At 60.7% G+C, this 17,769-nt stretch carries 13 protein-coding genes; 7 read left to right on the top strand and 6 right to left on the bottom strand.

Translation table 11 applies throughout. From position 1 onward, the window contains the following. Window positions 1-411 (bottom strand): OprD family outer membrane porin (locus V7773_RS12320; RefSeq protein ID WP_336073720.1); only part of this gene is annotated, 411 nt, incomplete at its 3' end. Between the two features lie 1,110 nt (window positions 412-1,521). Between V7773_RS12320 and V7773_RS12325 the strand changes: the two genes are divergently transcribed. Both V7773_RS12325 and V7773_RS12330 read left to right on the top strand, forming a co-directional pair. Then, the gene (locus V7773_RS12325; RefSeq protein WP_336073608.1) at window positions 1,522-1,875 is read left to right on the top strand and encodes a DUF6124 family protein; all 354 of its coding nucleotides are present in this window, start codon (window positions 1,522-1,524) and stop codon (window positions 1,873-1,875) included. 233 nt (window positions 1,876-2,108) lie between these two features. Beyond that, the gene (locus tag V7773_RS12330; protein ID WP_092146051.1) at window positions 2,109-2,729 is read left to right on the top strand and encodes a TetR/AcrR family transcriptional regulator; all 621 of its coding nucleotides are present in this window, start codon (window positions 2,109-2,111) and stop codon (window positions 2,727-2,729) included. Window positions 2,730-2,785: 56 nt separating this feature from the next. On the opposite strand, the gene V7773_RS12335 is transcribed toward V7773_RS12330, so the two are convergent. From V7773_RS12335 to hydA, 4 genes are all read right to left on the bottom strand, one after another. Beyond that, the gene (locus tag V7773_RS12335) at window positions 2,786-3,907 is read right to left on the bottom strand and encodes an RHS repeat-associated core domain-containing protein (protein ID WP_336073610.1); all 1,122 of its coding nucleotides are present in this window, start codon (window positions 3,905-3,907) and stop codon (window positions 2,786-2,788) included. 255 nt (window positions 3,908-4,162) lie between these two features. Next, on the bottom strand, window positions 4,163-5,437 hold the full coding sequence (gene preA / locus V7773_RS12340) for an NAD-dependent dihydropyrimidine dehydrogenase subunit PreA (protein WP_336073611.1): 1,275 nt from the start codon (window positions 5,435-5,437) through the stop codon (window positions 4,163-4,165). Further along, entirely contained in the window at window positions 5,438-6,805 is a 1,368-nt protein-coding gene (locus tag V7773_RS12345; RefSeq protein WP_336073613.1) for an NAD(P)-dependent oxidoreductase, read from the bottom strand. It lies immediately after the preceding gene. Window positions 6,806-6,988: 183 nt separating this feature from the next. After that, window positions 6,989-8,428 carry a dihydropyrimidinase gene (hydA, locus tag V7773_RS12350; RefSeq protein ID WP_336073614.1) on the bottom strand — a complete coding sequence of 480 codons (1,440 nt, stop codon included), beginning with the start codon at window positions 8,426-8,428 and terminating at the stop codon, window positions 6,989-6,991. Window positions 8,429-9,036: 608 nt separating this feature from the next. Between hydA and V7773_RS12355 the strand changes: the two genes are divergently transcribed. The 4 genes from V7773_RS12355 (at window position 9,037) to V7773_RS12370 (ending at window position 13,939) form a co-directional block, all read left to right on the top strand. Then, window positions 9,037-10,515 carry an NCS1 family nucleobase:cation symporter-1 gene (locus V7773_RS12355; protein ID WP_092146041.1) on the top strand — a complete coding sequence of 493 codons (1,479 nt, stop codon included), beginning with the start codon at window positions 9,037-9,039 and terminating at the stop codon, window positions 10,513-10,515. A gap of 83 nt (window positions 10,516-10,598) precedes the next feature. Next, entirely contained in the window at window positions 10,599-11,882 is a 1,284-nt protein-coding gene (locus tag V7773_RS12360) for a Zn-dependent hydrolase (protein ID WP_063320667.1), read from the top strand. Between the two features lie 84 nt (window positions 11,883-11,966). Next, window positions 11,967-13,451: a helix-turn-helix transcriptional regulator gene (locus V7773_RS12365; protein ID WP_092146039.1), complete on the top strand. Its 1,485-nt coding sequence runs from the start codon at window positions 11,967-11,969 to the stop codon at window positions 13,449-13,451. Between the two features lie 239 nt (window positions 13,452-13,690). Next, window positions 13,691-13,939, top strand: coding sequence for a DUF1652 domain-containing protein (locus V7773_RS12370; protein WP_092464339.1), 249 nt, complete (start codon window positions 13,691-13,693; stop codon window positions 13,937-13,939). A gap of 185 nt (window positions 13,940-14,124) precedes the next feature. On the opposite strand, the gene metR is transcribed toward V7773_RS12370, so the two are convergent. Next, entirely contained in the window at window positions 14,125-15,042 is a 918-nt protein-coding gene (gene metR / locus V7773_RS12375) for a transcriptional regulator MetR (protein WP_058546066.1), read from the bottom strand. A 109-nt stretch (window positions 15,043-15,151) separates the two neighbouring features. Here metR and metE point away from each other — a divergent pair, with 109 nt between their 5' ends. After that, window positions 15,152-17,464 (top strand): 5-methyltetrahydropteroyltriglutamate--homocysteine S-methyltransferase, encoded by a 2,313-nt coding sequence (gene metE / locus V7773_RS12380; protein ID WP_336073617.1) that lies wholly within the window; start codon window positions 15,152-15,154, stop codon window positions 17,462-17,464. The last annotated feature ends 305 nt before the right edge of the window (window positions 17,465-17,769 follow it).

Genomic DNA, 17,769 nt, shown 5'->3' on the forward strand with positions numbered 1-17,769 from the left:
GCCACGAAAGGTTTGCGGCAGGGAACGGCCGTCGTCGGAGCGCAGGATCGGCAGCACTGGCATCCATTCGCCGACTTTCAATTCGGTCTTCGACACCTTGGCCTTGAGGGCGACACCCAGGCGACCGAAGTCATCGGCGGGGCGACCATCGTCATGCACCGGCAGCAATTGCGTACCTGCCGTGCCACGGCCGCCGTCGAGCTTGAGCGAGTACGTGCCGAGCACGTCCACGCCGAAACCGACCACGCCCTGGGTGAAACCGGACTTGGCGTCGAGGATGAAACTCTGGGTCCATTCCTCGGCTTTGCCTTGGGCATTGTTCGGGTTGGTGAAGTTACGGTTGAAATAGGCGTTGCGCAGGTTCAGCGTGGCTTTGGCATCATCGACGAAGCCTTCGGCGCTGGCGGTCATCGGGAGAAACAGAGACAGGCTGCTGCAACCGAGCAGGATCAGTGCAGGGCTGGTGTTGAGAAGGGTACGGTGGTTTGGACGGTGCTCGGGCGAAAAACGGACACGTGTGCTCACTATGACGCTCCCTACTTTTTTGTTGTTTTTATTTGTTATACGTCGTCGTACAACATGAGGGCGATTATTTGGAAGCCGCACGTCGTTGTCAACTGGCCATTATCGGAATTGTCCAAGCCGAGGGTGCTTCAAAATGAGGCATTTCAATGGTTGCAGGTGAGCGAAGTGAAGATAGAAGGCTTTGACGCCAGGCCTGTGCGGGACTCTGAGGGCGCGTTGCGCGGGGTTGGTTGTGCGATGACTGGTCTAAGACATTAGTCGAATGCCCACGATCTAACAGACGAAGAAGTCTCCTGTGGCGAGGGAGCTTGCTCCCGCTGGACTGCGAAGCAGGCCCAAGTGTAGATCGTTCCCACGCTCTGCGTAGGCATGCAGCCCGTGACGCTCTGCGTCACCTCCAGAAGCGGAACGTGGAGCGTCCCTGGCGGCATTCCCACGCGGAGCGTGAGGAACGATCTTCCACAGCCGCCGCGACCCGATCGTTCCCACGCTCTGCGTGGTAATGCATCCCGTGACGCTCTGCGTCACCTTCCAGAAGCGGAACGCGGAGCGTCCCTGGCGGCATTCCCACGCGGAGCGTGAGGAACGATCTTCCAGCGCCTCCGCGACCCGATCGGCAGGCGTTTGTTAACCCGTGTTTCCAGTCCAAACAGGGCAGTGTTTATCCGAATGTAGGATCGTTCTGGATCGGGCTACGTTGTCTTGCGCCATTGCCTACACCTGCGCCAGAATCCGCCGGCTTGTGCGCCTGGCGGTCGGGTTTTATCGTTTCCGGGTCGCTGATGAATCAGCGATCGGGTTTGGTAGCCCGGTTTTTTCTGGCGCAAGTGCACCTGATGCAGAAGATTTTTACGCCTCTGCTTTATGGTGGTCATGCGTAGGGCGTCCTCGGACGCGCCGGGTGCCAGATGACCGGTCTACCAACCTTCGTATGGCCACCACCCTTCGTTTGGTAGCGAGAGTGATGGCTCCAACTTTCTCATCTGGAGTTTCATCATGTTCAAAGCAACCCCGAATCCACCTAATACCGATCCCACGTCACCGCGCAAGAAACTCGACGAAGCCGCTGAGCGCGCCCTCGACTACTACCTCAACCCAAAACCGGACAAACCCGAAGCAGCAACTGCGCCCGTCCAACTCTTCACCGTCATCCAAAACGTCGACACCGAAAGCCTGCTCGCCAACCTCAGCGAAACCCTGGCCTCGGCCAATGTCATGGTCAGTGACCTGGCTTTCGACCTGGATGGTTCACGCCGGCATTTCCTCCTAGGCATCCAACAACTGATCGAACTGGGCAGCCTGCTTGCCAACCGTGCACTGGACAACATCGAAACCCGTCAGCCGACATAACCCCCCGTGGCGAGGGAGCTTGCTCCCGCTGGGTGGCGAAGCCGCCCCAAAAAAATTGTGCTGAAACAAAGAACTTGGGCCTGCTTCGCAGTCCAGCGGGAGCAAGCTCCCTCGCCACAAGGGCACTATGTACATCCGCCTGAACATGCACGGTCAAATAGGGAGCGAGCCCCCAGTGTTATCGAAAGTGAGTGAATGCTAACCTTGGTCAACGCTGTCCCCAGGGAGCCCTCATGGGCAATCACAAGATCGAGATTCGTCGCAGTAACGTCGAGAAAATCCTGCTGGCCGCCGAGAAGGTCTTTGCCGAAAAAGGCTTTGGCAGCACCGCCATGGCCGACATCGCCGCCGAAGTGCAATTGCCCCGTTCCAACCTGCACTACTACTTCAGCACCAAGAGCGAACTGTACAGCGCCGTGCTGTTCGACCTGCTGGAGGTCTGGAAGCAGGACGCCTTGTGCTTCGAAATGTTCGACGACCCCCGGGTGGTGCTCAGCAGCTACATCCGCGCCAAGATGAACCACTCCCGCAGCCGCCCCTACGGCTCGAAAGTCTGGGCCAACGAAATCATCCACGGCGCCCCGACCCTGGGCCAGGCCTTGGACGCCAGCCTCTACGACTGGGCCAAGATGAAGGAAGCGAAGATCCGCCAATGGGTGGAAGACAAACGCATCCTCCCGATAGAACCCTCAAGCCTGCTCTACATGATCTGGGCCTCGACCCAGCACTACGCCGACTTCGACCACCAGATCAACATTCTCAACGACCACCAGCCGCTGTCGGACATGCAGTTCGAGCGGGCGGTGCAGACCGTGACCAGTGTGATTTTGCGGGGGATTGGGTTGGAGCCGTAGTTCGGGCGCTATGGGGGGGCGGTAGCTGATGAAGTTGGATAGCGGTGTTTCACGCTCTATTGTCTGCGAATTTTCTCGGTTTTTCCTCCTCGTTTCTTTCTGAGAGTGATTCCGGTTTCAAATCCCATTTTCCTTAGAGAGATTATTTTCAGGTCCAGCCGAAGCCTTTGGACTCTCGCGGCCTCCTGGATGATCAATTCCGGCTCGGCCCTTTTTTCTCTAAGCGCTTCCAGATTTGCAGTGGCGGCATCGAATTCCGTTGTATCTATCGATATACGTCTGTTGGGGTATTTTTCTATCCATCCACCTACGACTTCATCGTAAAAGTGTCCAGCCGCTTGGCGCTTTCTTGCGTGATTTAGACTGGATTTTTGCTGTGGGGGTTGTTGGCCGGTATGGTGAGAACTGAATCCTCTAGGCTCGCCCTCAGGAAGCAATATTCTAAATCTCATATGGGTCGCATTAGTAATAGGATTGGCAGCTGGCGTGGCCGAAGTTGATCGGGAATTGGCTAGCAAATTCCTCGTTGGGTTAACTCGCCCTATAAGAATGGGTCGGGAAGCAGTGGGGCGGGAAATAATGGTGGATTGGATTGTGAATGTTGAGTATCTATTTGGATAACTTATTGGGATATTCCATACTTTGTAATTCCCACTCGGATCATATTGATTAATCGGATCATTCCCACAATAAGCATACGCATTAATCCCCCCCTCCCCAAAAGGACTCAACTCATCCGGACTATTGAACCGCATCAACACCGGATTAAAAGCCCGATTACCCTGTCCCAACAAATAATGACCGGTTATCGAGTCAGGACGCTCCCCATTAAAACCGAGCAGGCAACTCAAACCGCTTTCCCCAGGGCGATAACCATAGGCGGTATAGACCATCTGTTGCGAGTGCGCATCCGCCACTGTCCTGAGCAACGAACGTTGTTGATCCGTTGCCAACAGCGTCGTCTCAGCGGCGTCGTCGTCGGTGCCTGATCGTTGCGCCAGCGGCTGGGGGCCGTGACGCATGATCGTCAGCTGCGACTCACCCTCTATCTCGTTAACCAACTCGTCTTCTTGATAGAAACGTTGGGTGCCTGGGCTCTCCAGAGGCTTCAAGCCTACGAGGCGATCCAGTGGGTCATATTGATAGCGGCACAGTATTTTCATTGGCGGCGCTGACATGGGCTGGGTTCTGCTTGGCGAACTGGGCTGTGTCAGACTCGGATATTTTTGGGAGGCCGTCTACTAACAGAACTGTTAGTTGGATAGGGCGCTTCTGGTGGGGGAGCCCTGAGGTTTTGTGCTGTGGCTTAGGGCCTCATCGCGAGCAAGCTCACTCCCACAGGGGATTGTGTCGTTCACAGATGTTGTGTACGCCAGAGATCCAGTGTGGGAGCGAGCTTGCTCGCGATGGCGTCAGCCCAGGCACCTCAACTTTCAAACCGCCACATGATAGGGATTACGCGGATCATGGTTCCAATCCAGGAACGGCTTGCCGGTGTCCACCGTCACCATTTCGATGCAGTCCTGCACCGGGCAGGTGATCTGGCACAGGTTGCAGCCCACGCATTCTTCATCGATCACCTCATATTTGCGTGTGCCGTCCGCTTGCTTGAGGCTGGCGATGGCCTGGTGTGAGGTGTCTTCGCAGGCGATGTGGCAGCGACCGCAACCGATGCAGGCCTCTTGGTCGATTTTTGCGATGACCTGGTAGTTGATGTCCAGGTACTTCCAGTCGGTGGTGTTGCTCACTGCGCGACCGGAGAAGGCCTGGAGGTTGGCGTGGCCGTGTTCGTCCATCCAGCGTGACAGGCCGTCCTTCATTTCTTCGACGATACGAAAGCCATGCAGCATTGCGGCGGTGCAGACTTGCACCGCGCCGCTGCCCAAGGCGATGAATTCCGCCGCGTCGCGCCAACTGCCGATGCCCCCTATGCCGCAGATCGGCAAGCCGTGGGTCTGTGGGTCGCGGGCGATTTCGGCGACCATGTTCAGGGCGATGGGCTTGACCGCCGAACCGCAGTAACCGCCGTGGGTGCTCTGGCTGCCGACGCTGGGCAGGGCGACCATGCGGTCGAGGTCGACGCTGGTGATGGAGTTGATGGTGTTGATCAACGACACCGCATCCGCGCCGCCGCGATGGGCGGCCCGGGCGGCGACGCGGATGTCGGTGATGTTCGGCGTGAGCTTGACGATCACCGGCAACGAGCAATAGGTCTTGCACCAACGGGTTACTTGCTCGACGTACTCCGGCACCTGGCCGACCGCCGCGCCCATGCCGCGTTCCGGCATGCCGTGGGGGCAGCCGAAGTTCAGCTCGATGCCGTCGGCGCCGGTGGCCTCCACCAACGGCAGGATGCGTTTCCAGGATTCTTCGACGCAGGGCACCATCAGCGACACGATCAACGCCCGGTCTGGCCAATCCTTTTTCACCTGGGTGATTTCCCGCAGGTTGATCTCCAGGGAACGGTCGGTGATCAGCTCGATGTTGTTGATGCCCAACACCTCGCGATTGGCGCCGTAATGGGCTGAGTAGCGCGACGACACGTTCACCGCCGCCGGATCCTCCCCGAGGGTTTTCCAGACCACGCCCCCCCAGCCGGCCTCGAAGGCGCGGACCACGTTGTAGGCCTTGTCGGTGGGCGGCGCGGAGGCCAGCCAGAACGGATTGGGGGCTTTGATGCCGGCGAAGACAATCGACAGATCGGCCATTTACGCAGCCTCCACGTTGAGCATCAGTTGAGCGTTGATCGCCTCGGCGGCGAGCTTGCCGTGCTGCACGGCCTGCACGGTGAGGTCCTGGTCCAGGCTGGTGCAATCGCCGCCGGCGTAGACACCGGGAATGCTGGTGCGCAGGTGTTCGTCCACCAGGATCCGCCCGTCCTGGCGCTTGAGCTCCCGGGCCAGCGGGTCCACCAGTGCGGTGTCATCGAAGGCTTGGCCGATGGCTTTGAAAATGGCGTCGGCGGGCAGGTCGAAGGTGTCGGTGCCGATGACCAGCCGACCGTTTTCCAGGTGGGTGCGGGAGAAGCGCATACCGCGCACATGCCCCGCGTCGTCGAGCAAGATCTGTTGCGGCTGGGCCCAGGTCAACAGGCGCACTTGATTGGCCTTGGCAATGTCCTGTTCATGGACGGTGGCGCCCATGTCCTCCAGGCCGCGACGGTACACCAGGCTGACGTCTCGGGCGCCGAGGCGGGCCATCTGCACGGCCATGTCGATGGCGGTGTTACCGGCGCCGAGCACGATGCAGCGGTCGGCCAGCGGCAACTGGCTGAGGTCGTCGGCCTGGCGCAGTTCGCGGATGTATTCGGTGGCGGCCAGCAGCCCCGGCGCCTGTTCGTCGCTCAGGCCCAGTTGTTTGCTGGCGGCCAGGCCGAGGCCGAGGAACACTGCGTCGAACTGCTGGTGCAGGTCGCTCAGGCTCAGGTTTTCGCCGAGTTTCTGGCCATGGCGGATTTCGATGCCGCCGATCTCCAACAGGAAGTCCAGTTCACGTTGGGCGTAGTCGTCCACCAGTTTGTACTTGGCGATCCCGTATTCGTTGAGACCACCGGCTTTTTCACGGGCCTCGAAAATCACCACGTCATGGCCGTGCATCGCGCTGCGATGGGCGCAGGACAAGCCCGCCGGGCCGGCACCGACCACCGCGATGCGTTTGCCAGTGGTGGCGGCACGTTTGAACGGGTGTTCGCTGAAATGGGCGTTATCCACGGCGTAGCGTTGCAGCTGGCCGATCAATACCGGCGCGCATTCATGGACGTTGTTGCGCACGCAGGCTTGCTGGCAAAGGATCTCCGTGGGGCAGACCCGGGCACAACTGCCGCCGAGGATGTTGGCCGAGAGGATTTTCTGGGCCGCGCCTTGGACGTTGTCCTGGTGGATGTTGCGGATGAATGAAGGGATATCGATTTCGCTTGGACAGGCGTTCACGCACGGTGCGTCGTAGCAATACAGGCACCGGGAGGCTTCCAGGTGGGCCTGGCGCGCATTGAGCGGTGGCGCCAGGTCGCTGAAGCGGGCGGCGAGGGTGGCCGGGTCTTCCTGGGAATGGGGGAGGTGACTCAAGGGCTGGATCATGGAGTGGGCCTCACGGTGTTTGAGGTGCTGCCTCTGGTGGGCAGTGGTTTTTTTCGTTGCCTTGATCGTTCCCGCGCTCTGCGTGGGAATGCAGCCCGGGACGCTCTGCGTCCCAGAGCGGAACGCGGAGCGTCCCCAGAGGCATTCCCACGCGGAGCGTGGGAACGTTCAAAGGCCCGGATTTCAGCGTTTCACGGCGGTTGGCTTGTTCAACTCCGCCCGCTTGCTCAGCAAATCGAACACCGCCGGATACGCCGGCCGCTCGATGTAGCGCCCGGCGCCGCGCTCGGCCCGCAGGTCGCCGTCGGCCCACACCAGCCGGCCCTGGCTGATGGTGTGGCTGGGCACGCCGCGCACGGTCTTGCCTTCGAAGATGTTGAAGTCCACCTGCTGATGGTGGGTCTTGGCGGAAATCGTGCGGCTGCCTTGTGGGTCCCAGAGCACCAGGTCGGCATCGGCGCCGACGCGGATCGCCCCTTTGCGCGGGTAGAGGTTGAAGATCTTCGCGGTGTTGGTGGAGGTGAGGGCGACGAAGTCGTGCATCGACAATTTGCCGCTGTTGACCCCCTCGTCCCAGAGCACGGCCATGCGGTCTTCGATACCGGCGGTGCCGTTGGGGATCTTGCTGAAGTCGTCGCGGCCGGCAGCCTTCTGTTCGGCGCAGAAGCAACAGTGGTCGGTGGCGGTGGTGTGCAGATTGCCGGATTGCAAGCCGTGCCAGAGAGCCTCTTGATGCCCGCGTGGGCGAAAGGGTGGGCTCATCACGTAGCCGGCGGCGGTCTGCCAGTCGGGGTCGCGATAAACACTGTCGTCCAGCAACAGATGCCCGGCCAGTACTTCACCGTAGACCGGTTGGCCCTTGCTGCGGGCGTAGGTGATTTCGTCCAGGGCCTCTTTGGTCGACACATGCACCAGGTACAGCGGTGTGCTCAGGGTTTCGGCGATGCGGATGGCGCGGCTCGCGGCTTCGCCTTCCACTTGCGAAGGGCGCGACAACGGATGGGCTTCGGGGCCGGTGATGCCCTGGGCCAGTAGCTTGCGTTGCAGGTGATAGACCAGTTCGCCGTTTTCGGCGTGCACGGTGGGCACCGCGCCCAGTTCCAGGCAGCGCTCGAAGCTTGCGACCAAGGTGTCGTCGGCCGCCATGATCGCATTCTTGTAGGCCATGAAATGCTTGAAGCTGTTCACCCCATGATCGCTGACCAGCTCGGCCATTTCTTCGCGAACCTGCTCGCTCCACCAGGTGATTGCCACGTGAAAACCGTAGTCACTGGCACTTTTCTCGGCCCAGCCACGCCATTGGTGAAAGGCTTCCATCAACGATTGCTGGGGGTTGGGAATCACGAAATCGATGATCGAGGTGGTGCCCCCGGCCAGACCGGCTGCCGTGCCGCTGAAGAAGTCCTCGCTGGCGACCGTGCCCATGAATGGCAACTGCATATGCGTATGGGGATCGATGCCGCCGGGCATCAGGTATTGACCGCCGCCATCGAGCACTTCGACAGCGGCCGGAACATCCAGGTTGTCACCAATGGCCTTGATCACGCCGTCGGCGCAAAACACATCGGCGCGATAACTTTCATCATGGGTAATAACGGTGGCGCCACGGATCAACAGAGACATTCCGAGTTCCTCGCAGGCATGACCGACTGTTGCCGGTTCTTTATGTTTTATCGATCACGGTAGGTAAAGTCGTGGCGGTTTATATTCTTGTCACGACTGTCAGGATTAGACGCTAGCTGGAGTTTATGAAATGAGCAAGATTATTTTTTATAAGCTTATGCGTTAATTAACTTATTGAAATTAAAGGATTAATTTATAAATTCACCAAAATGGTGAGCCTGCTCACCATTTTGACGCACTTGACAGGATCGTTATTTGAGCGAGATTTGTCATGGTAAATCAGCGGCTTGAAAGCGTTGCAAGTGCGGTCTAGACACCTTGCGTTGATCCGGGGTGCACCACTTTGAATCTCCCCCTCGACAGGGCGTGAAGGTCATCTAGCCTCAAGAGCGGTAAGCAGGGAGTGAAACAAGGCAACAACGTGGCTTTAAAACGTTAAACATCAAAAGGTTGAAAGGGTTATATCGATCATCCGGTCAGCTCAGCGCATTATCCGGCACGGTTATTGAGTGCCGTCGTGGGTCTGGCGGGGTGGTCGGTAGCACGCGTGCAAGTACTCCGGCCATCGCCCGTCGATGAGCAAAAATAATGAAAACAGTGGAGCGGACATGACCAGATCAACAGTGACCGAGCGCGACGGATTGTTCGAGCTTGAAGCCGGCAGCGACGTCCTCGACAGCCCCCGTTATAACCACGACATCGCGCCGACCAAGGTGCATGAGCGAACCTGGAACAAATGGCACATCACTGCACTGTGGGTGGGCATGGCGATTTGCGTGCCGACCTACACCCTCGGTGGCGTGCTCACCGCCTATTTCGGCCTGACGGTGGGCGAGGCGCTGCTGGCGATTCTGTTTGCCAACATCATCGTGCTGATCCCCCTGACCCTGAATGCCTTTGCCGGAACCAAGTACGGCATTCCGTTTCCGGTGCTGTTGCGCTCATCCTTCGGCGTGATAGGTTCCAACGTGCCGTGCCTGATTCGCGCCCTGGTGGCCTGTGGCTGGTTCGGCATCCAGACCATGTTCGGCGGGCTGGCGATCCACCTGTTTCTCGGCTCGGTGTTCGAAGGCTGGAAGAGCCTGGGTGGCACCGGCGAAGTGATCGGCTTCATGGTGTTCTGGGTCATCAACCTGTGGGTGGTGCTGCGCGGTGCCGAGTCGATCAAGTGGCTGGAAACCTTGTCAGCGCCGCTGCTGGTGCTGGTGGGCGTCGGTCTGTTGGTGTGGGCATTGCCCAACGTTTCGTTGACTGAACTGATGGCGGTCCCGGCCAAGCGTCCCGAAGGCGCCGGCGTGACCAGCTACTTCCTTGCCGGCCTGACGGCCATGGTCGGTTTCTGGGCCACGCTGTCGTTGAACATTCCTGACTTCAGCCGTTATGCCAGGAGTCAGAAAGACCAGATCGTGGGGCAGATCATTGGCCTGCCATTGACCATGTTCCTGTTCGCCTCCCTCGGCGTGGTCATGACCGCCGCCTCGGAAAAACTGGTGGGGGTGACCGTCTCCGACCCGGTGACCTTGATCGGGCACATCCAGAGCCCGGTATGGGTGGCCCTGGCCATGGTGCTGATCATTGTCGCCACGCTCTCGACCAACACCGCCGCCAACATCGTCTCGCCCACCAACGACTTCCAGAATCTTGCGCCGAAACTGATCGGTCGCACCAAGGCGGTGATGCTCACCGGGTTGGTGGGGCTGGCGCTGATGGCCCACGAACTGCTGAAGAAGCTTGGCCTGATTGTGTCCGAGGTCAGCCTGGAGTCGGTCTATTCCAACTGGCTGCTGGGTTATTCGAGCCTGCTGGGGCCGATTGCCGGGATCATGGTGGTGGATTATTTCCTGATCAAGAAACAGCAACTGGACCTGGCCGGGTTGTACCGCGACGACACTTACCCGGCGTGGAACTGGAATGGCTTCATCGCCTTTGGCGTGCCGGTGGTGCTGACGCTGTTGTCCCTGGGCAGCGATGCGTTCAGTTGGTTCTACAGCTACGGCTGGTTCACCGGCTCGGCGCTGGGCGGGGTGATTTATTACGGGTTGTGCAGTATGCGAGCGAGCCCATCCGTCGCTAAAACCGCGGTGTGAGGAAGGGCCTCATCGCGAGCGAGCTCGCTCGCGATAGTGGCCTCAAGTACACCGAAAACATGCCTGAAAAAATGGAGATCCCCATGAACGCAGCCATCGACGTCCTGCAATCCACCCACCCGCACATCAATCGCGATCGCCTGTGGCAATCGCTCATGGACCTGGCCCAGCTCGGTGCCACGGTCAAGGGCGGTGTGTGTCGGCTGGCCCTGACCGACCTCGACCGCCAGGCCCGCGACCTGTTCGTGCAATGGACCCAGGCGGCGGGCTGCACCGTCAGCATCGATGCGGTGGGCAATATCTTCGCCCGTCGCCCGGGGCGCAATCCGAACCTGCCACCGGTGATGACCGGCAGCCACATCGACACCCAACCCACTGGCGGCAAGTTCGACGGCTGCTTTGGCGTGCTCTCCGGGCTGGAGGTGCTACGCACTCTCAATGACCTGAACATCGAAACCGAAGCACCGTTGGAAGTGGTGGTGTGGACCAACGAAGAAGGCTCGCGTTTCGCCCCGTGCATGATGGGCTCCGGCGTGTTCGCGGAAAAATTCACCCTCGAAGAAACCCTCGCCAAGGTCGACGCCGAGGGCATCAGCGTGGGCCAGGCGCTCAATGCCATCGGCTATGCCGGCCCGCGCCCGGTCAGCGGGCATCCGGTGGGGGCGTATTTCGAGGCGCACATCGAACAGGGGCCGATCCTCGAAGACGAGGGCAAGACCATCGGCGTGGTGATGGGCGCATTGGGGCAGAAATGGTTCGACCTGACCTTGCGCGGCGTCGAGGCCCACGCCGGCCCGACCCCGATGCACCTGCGCAAGGACGCCCTGGTGGGCGCCTCGATCATCGTCGGCGCCGTCAACCGCGCCGCCCTCGGTCATCAACCCCATGCCTGCGGCACGGTCGGGTGCCTGCAAGCTTATCCGGGGTCGCGCAATGTCATCCCCGGCGAAGTGCGCATGACCCTGGACTTTCGTCACCTGGAACCGGCGCGGCTGGATTCGATGATTGCCGAGGTCAAGCAGGTGATCGAAGACACCTGCCAGCAGCACGGCCTGACCTTCGATTTGAAACCCACGGCCGATTTCCCGCCGCTGTATTTCGACAAGGGCTGCGTCGACGCCGTACGCGGCGCTGCCCAAGGGCTGGGCCTGTCCCACCTGGACATCGTCAGCGGTGCCGGTCATGACGCGATCTTCCTCGCCGAACTGGGCCCGGCCGGGATGATCTTCGTGCCTTGCGAAGGGGGTATCAGCCACAACGAAATCGAAAACGCCGCCCCGGACGACCTCGCCGCCGGTTGCGCAGTGTTGCTGCGAGCGATGCTGGCCGCCTCACAAGCGATAGCCGAGGGGCGCATGGCGGCTTGAAGGGCCGATGCACTATTGCAAACCCATGTGGTCGTAACCTTCAACGCATCCATGCTTGAAACCTACTGACCACATGGAGACCCAATGAATCAGCAAGTCCCGACCACCGATACCAACCGTCGTCAATTGCTGCAGATCATTGCCGGGCTGTCCGACGGGGTGATGTTGATCGAGGTCGACCAGACCATTGCCTGGGCCAACGCAGCGGCCTTGGCGATGCACGGGGTCAAGGATCTCAGTGAGCTGGGCACCACGGCCAGGCAATACGCCCGGCGTTTCAATTTGCGTTATCGCAACAATCACCCGCTGAGCGACGACAACTACCCCATCGCCCGGGTTGCCCGTGGCGATGAGTTCAGCGATGTGCTGGTGGAAGTCACGCCCCAGGCCGACCCGGATCGGACCTGGGTGCATCGGATCCGCAGCATGGTGCTGGCCGACCGCAACGGCGAGCCGGAGCTTCTCGTGCTGATCCTCAGCGATGCCACCGAATGGGCCAGCGCCGAGCAGCGCTTCGAGAAAACCTTCGGGGCCAACCCGGCACCAGCGGTGATCTGTCGCCTCAGTGACCTGCGTTACATCAAGGTCAATCCGGGATTCCTGGAGATGACCGGCTACAGTCGCGAGCAGGTGATTGGGCGTTCGGTCTATGAGCTTGACGTGCTTGAAGCCGCCGAAAGACGCGACCTGGCCATCGAACGCCTGGGGCAGGGCGCGACCATTCCGCAAATGCAGGCCGAGTTGAAATTGCCTGACGGCACCTGCAAACAGGTGATCGTCGCCGGCCAGCCGCTGGACCTGCACGACGAAGACTGCATGCTGTTTTCCTTCATGGACATGGAGCCGCGACGCAAGGCGGAAACGGCTCTGCGCCAGAGCGAGGAGCGCTTTGCCAAGTCGTTCCGCCTGTCGCCCGTACCCACGCTGGTGTGCAGCGCTGAACAGCAGTTGTTGGAAATCAACGAGGCGTTTCTCCAGACCACCGGTTACGCCAGCGAAGAGCTGCTGGGAAAAACCGTGGAGGAAATCGGCTTTCTCGACAAGGACGCCAGCGCCGCGCTGTTTGCCCGGCTGGAAAAGGCCGCCGCTGTCTCGAGCATCGACGTCAAGGTGCACAAGAAGGGTGGCGAACTCATCGACTGTGAGGTCGCCGCCGATACGGTGCTCATCCAGGACAAGCCTTGCTATCTGCTGGTGCTGATGAACATCACCGAGCGCAAACGCTCGGAGCTGGAGCTGGTGGCGGCTATCGAAGAGGTGATGAAAGACGCGTCCTGGTTCAGTCGGACCCTGATTGAAAAATTGGCTAACGTGAAGAGCATCAACGCCCAGGTGCCCAGTGTGTCATTCACCGAGCTGACGGCCCGGGAGCGTGACGTGCTGGGGCTGATTTGCGAAGGCTTGGCAGACAAGGAAATCGCCGCGCGCCTGAAGCTGGCGCCCAATACCGTGCGCAATCACGTGGCTACGCTGTATTCGAAACTGGATGTCCATAGCCGCAGCGAGGCGATTGTCTGGGCGCGGGAGCGGGGTTTATTCGCAAACGAATGGCGAATGAAGGCACCATGATAGCCAGTGCAAATGCACCGGGCATGCTGGTGCAAATTCGGGTTTTGCATGGGGGGGCGGTTCCTTAGGCTGTCAGTGTGCGACATCGTCTGTGATGTCGCGTCCCCACGAAACAGTCAAGGAATACGCCACAATGCGCAGTGAACTAACCCAGTATGAGAGCGACAGGATGCCTATGCGGACCAGGAGGTCGGTGCTGTCCACCGTTCATTTGTGCCCCCAGGGCTGAGGTGCATTTCATGACCCATCTGGCCCCCTTGCGCACCCGCCTGGAAGAAAGCTTTACGCCGCTGGCCTGCGAATGCAGCCTCAATGGTGACGGCACCCTCACTGTACGCCTGTATCACCGTGAAAGCGGTGAGGTGGACCTGGTGGTGAGCGGCATGAGTGTCGACAGCGTCCGTTCGGAAGAGAGCATCGCCAAGTTGATCGACGAACTGCGTTATGAGCTTGAAAACACCCCGCTGCATCGCAGTGACCCGGTATAAATGATCAGGACAGCCTAATCACCAAAGATCAGGCACCGCACACCTTGTGGCGAGGGAGCTTGCTCCCGCTGGGTCGCACAGCGGCCCTGGAACCCGGCGACGCGGTGGATCAGGTTGATTGAGTGAGCTTGAGAGGGGCTGCTGCGCAGCCCAGCGGGAGCAAGCTCCCTCGCCACAAAAAGCAGTCAGCGCACGGCACTGACCCCGTCCAACGTGGAAAACGACGTGTCCTTGGCCGTCAGCAAAAAGTCGCGCATGTACGGCGCGTCGAGCATGTCGGTGCGCACCGCCGCGTAGAGCGTGGCAAACAAGCCTTTCTCCCCCAGCCGCTTGGCCTTCACGTACCCCCGCGAACTGTATTCATGCAGGGCCCAGTGCGGCATGCCGCAGACGCCGCGACCGCTGGCCACCAGTTGCATCATCATCACCGTCAGTTCAGAGGTGCGCACCTGGGCCGGTTCGATGTCGGCCGGTTCCAGGAAACGGGTGAAGATGTCCAGCCGGTCGCGCTCCACCGGGTAGGTGATCAGGGTTTCGCTGATCAGGTCCTCGGGCACGATGTAGGGCTTGCCCGCCAGTCGATGCTGGTTGGCCACGGCGAGCATCGCTTCGTAGGTGAACAATGGCACGTAGGTGATGCCGGCCAGCTCCAGCGGGTCGGAAGTCACCACCAGGTCGAGGTCGCCCCGGGCCAGGGCTGGCAACGGCGCGAAAGCGAAGCCCGAGGCCAGGTCCAGCTCGACTTCCGGCCAGGCATCGCGGAATTGGTCGATGGTCGGCATCAACCACTGGAAGCAGCTATGGCACTCGATGGCCATGTGCAGCCGTCCGGCGGTGCCGCCAGCCAGGCGGGCGATGTCCCGTTCGGCGCCACGCAGCAAGGGCAGGGCGGCATCGGCCAGTTGCAACAGGCGCAGGCCGGCGCTGGTGAACCGTACCGGCTTGGTCTTGCGCACGAACAACTGCATGCCCAGGCGCTCTTCCAGTTCCTTGAACTGGTGGGAGAGGGCGGACTGGGTCAGGTGCAGGCGTTCGGCGGCTTCGACCAGGCTGTCGGCTTCGCGCAGGGCGTGCAGGGTCTTGAGGTGACGGAGTTCAAGCACCGGAGTTGCTCCATGAGTAAAACTTGTGATCAACACGAAAAGGTTGAGTTTGTCTCATGTAAGGTCAGCTGTCGACAATGGCGCCATCTTTTACAGGAGGACGCACACCATGGCCCTGGCCCACACTCTCGGTTTCCCTCGCATCGGCGCCGACCGCGAACTGAAAAAAGCCCTCGAAGCCTACTGGAAAGGTGACCTGGCCCCGGCCGCGTTGCAGGCGGTGGGTCGCGAACTGCGGGCCCGGCACTGGCAATTGCAGAAAGACGCCGGCATCGACCTGTTGCCCGTCGGGGACTTTGCCTGGTACGACCAAGTGCTCGGCCACTCCCTGACCCTGGGCGTCGTGCCACAGCGTTTCCACAGCACCTTGAATGCCCATGGCCGACCGACCCTCGACACCCTGTTCGCCATGGCCCGTGGCGCCACGGCCAGTTGCTGCGGGGCCGACCACGGCCAGGCGCAATACGCCCAGGAACTGACCAAGTGGTTCGACACCAACTACCACTACCTGGTCCCGGAGTTTTCCGCCGACCAGACCTTCGCCCTGAGCTGGGAACAGTTGTTCGATGAAGTGGACGAGGCCCATGCCTTGGGCCATCAGGTCAAACCGGTGATCATCGGCCCGTTGACCTACTTGTGGCTGGGCAAGGCCAAGGGCGAGGCGTTCGACAAGCTCGGCCTGCTGGAGCGCCTGCTGCCGGTCTACGGGGAGATCCTCAACCGTCTCAAGGCCCAGGGCGTGGAGTGGGTGCAGATCGACGAACCGATCCTCACCCTCGACCTGCCTCAAGCCTGGAAGAGCGCTTTCGAACGGGCTTATCACATCCTCCAGTACTCGCCGCTGAAAAAACTCGTGGCCACCTATTTCAGTGGCCTGCAAGACAACCTCGGCCTGGCGGTCAGCCTGCCGGTGGATGGCTTGCACATCGACGCGGTGCGCGCCCCGGAACAACTGGGCCAGGTGCTGGACCGCCTGCCGACCTACAAGATTCTGTCGGTGGGCCTGGTCAATGGCCGCAACGTCTGGCGCTGTGAACTGGAACAGGCGCTGGCGCAGCTGCAACCGGCCCAGGAGCGCTTTGGCGACAACCTCTGGGTCAGCACCTCATGCTCGCTGTTGCACAGCCCGGTGGACCTGGAGCGTGAAGACCGCCTCGATCCGGAACTCAAGAGCTGGCTGGCCTTTGCCGTGCAGAAGTGTGGTGAAGTCGCGGTGCTGCGCGATGCCCTGAACGATCCACACGCGCCCGCTGTGCAACAGGCCTTGGCCGACAGCCGCGAGGTGCAGGCCAGTCGCGCCCGTTCGGCGCGCATTCACAAACCCGCGGTCCAGGCGCGCCTGGCGGCAATCGGGCCACAGGACAGTCAGCGGCGCTCGCCGTTTGCCAAGCGCATCGAACGCCAACGCGCCCGTCTGAAACTGCCGGCCTTTCCCACCACCACCATCGGCTCCTTCCCGCAGACCCCGGCCATACGCCTGGCGCGCCAGGCCTACAAGCAAGGCAAGCTGTCGGCCAATGACTATCAGGACGCCATGCACACCGAGATCCGCCATGCCGTGCAGATCCAGGAACGCCTGGGCCTGGACGTGCTGGTGCACGGTGAAGCCGAGCGCAACGACATGGTGGAATACTTCGCCGAGCACCTGGACGGCTACGTCTTCACCCGTTTCGGTTGGGTGCAGAGCTACGGTTCGCGCTGCGTGAAACCGGCGATCATCTATGGCGACATCAGTCGGCCGAGCGCCATGACCGTCGACTGGATCCGCTACGCGCAAAGCCTGACCGACAAGGTCATGAAAGGCATGCTCACCGGCCCCGTGACCATGCTGATGTGGTCGTTCCCCCGTGAAGACGTGTCGCGCCAGGCCCAGGCCCGACAACTGGCCCTGGCCCTGCGGGACGAAGTGCTGGACCTGGAAAAGGCCGGGATCAAGATTGTGCAGATCGACGAGGCGGCGTTCCGCGAAGGGTTGCCGCTGCGTCGCGGGCAATGGCAGGAATACCTGGACTGGGCGGTTGACGCGTTCCGTTTGTGCGCGTCGGGGGTGGCTGATGAAACCCAGATCCATACCCACATGTGCTACAGCGAATTCAACGATGTGATCAAGGCCATCGCCGACATGGACGCCGATGTCATCACCATCGAGACCTCGCGTTCGGACATGGAATTGCTGGAGGCGTTCGAGGCGTTCGACTACCCCAACGACATCGGCCCGGGCGTCTACGACATCCACTCGCCACGGGTGCCGGACACGGCCGAGATGGTTGCGCTGATGAGCAAGGCAGTGAAGCGGATTCCCGCCGAGCGGTTGTGGATCAACCCCGACTGTGGGTTGAAAACCCGGGGCTGGCCGGAAACGGAAGCGGCGTTGGTGAATATGGTGGCGGCGGCGCGGCAGTTGCGCAGTCAGTTGGCCTGAGGCCTCGGGTGTTGTGGACGAGCACCCTGTTTCCGACATTTTTTGTGGCGAGGGAGCTTGCTCCCGCTGGGCTGCGCAGCAGCCCCAACATCTATCTGTCGCCGCAGTGCCCCAGGCAGAGCCCCGGGGGTTGCTGCGCAACCCAGCGGGAGCAAGCTCCCTCGCCACAGGGTGTCCACCATGTCCCCGGTCCAAACAGGTGCCCACATGGCTTCAGATCACCACTCGGCAATCTTCATCAAACTGTCACGCAACTGTGGCAGCGCGCTTGAACAAACTTCATCAGACTCGCGCTCTACTGGGGT

Source organism: Pseudomonas sp. 3JA (genome assembly GCF_036961705.1).
Lineage (GTDB): Bacteria > Pseudomonadota > Gammaproteobacteria > Pseudomonadales > Pseudomonadaceae > Aquipseudomonas > Aquipseudomonas fluorescens_Q.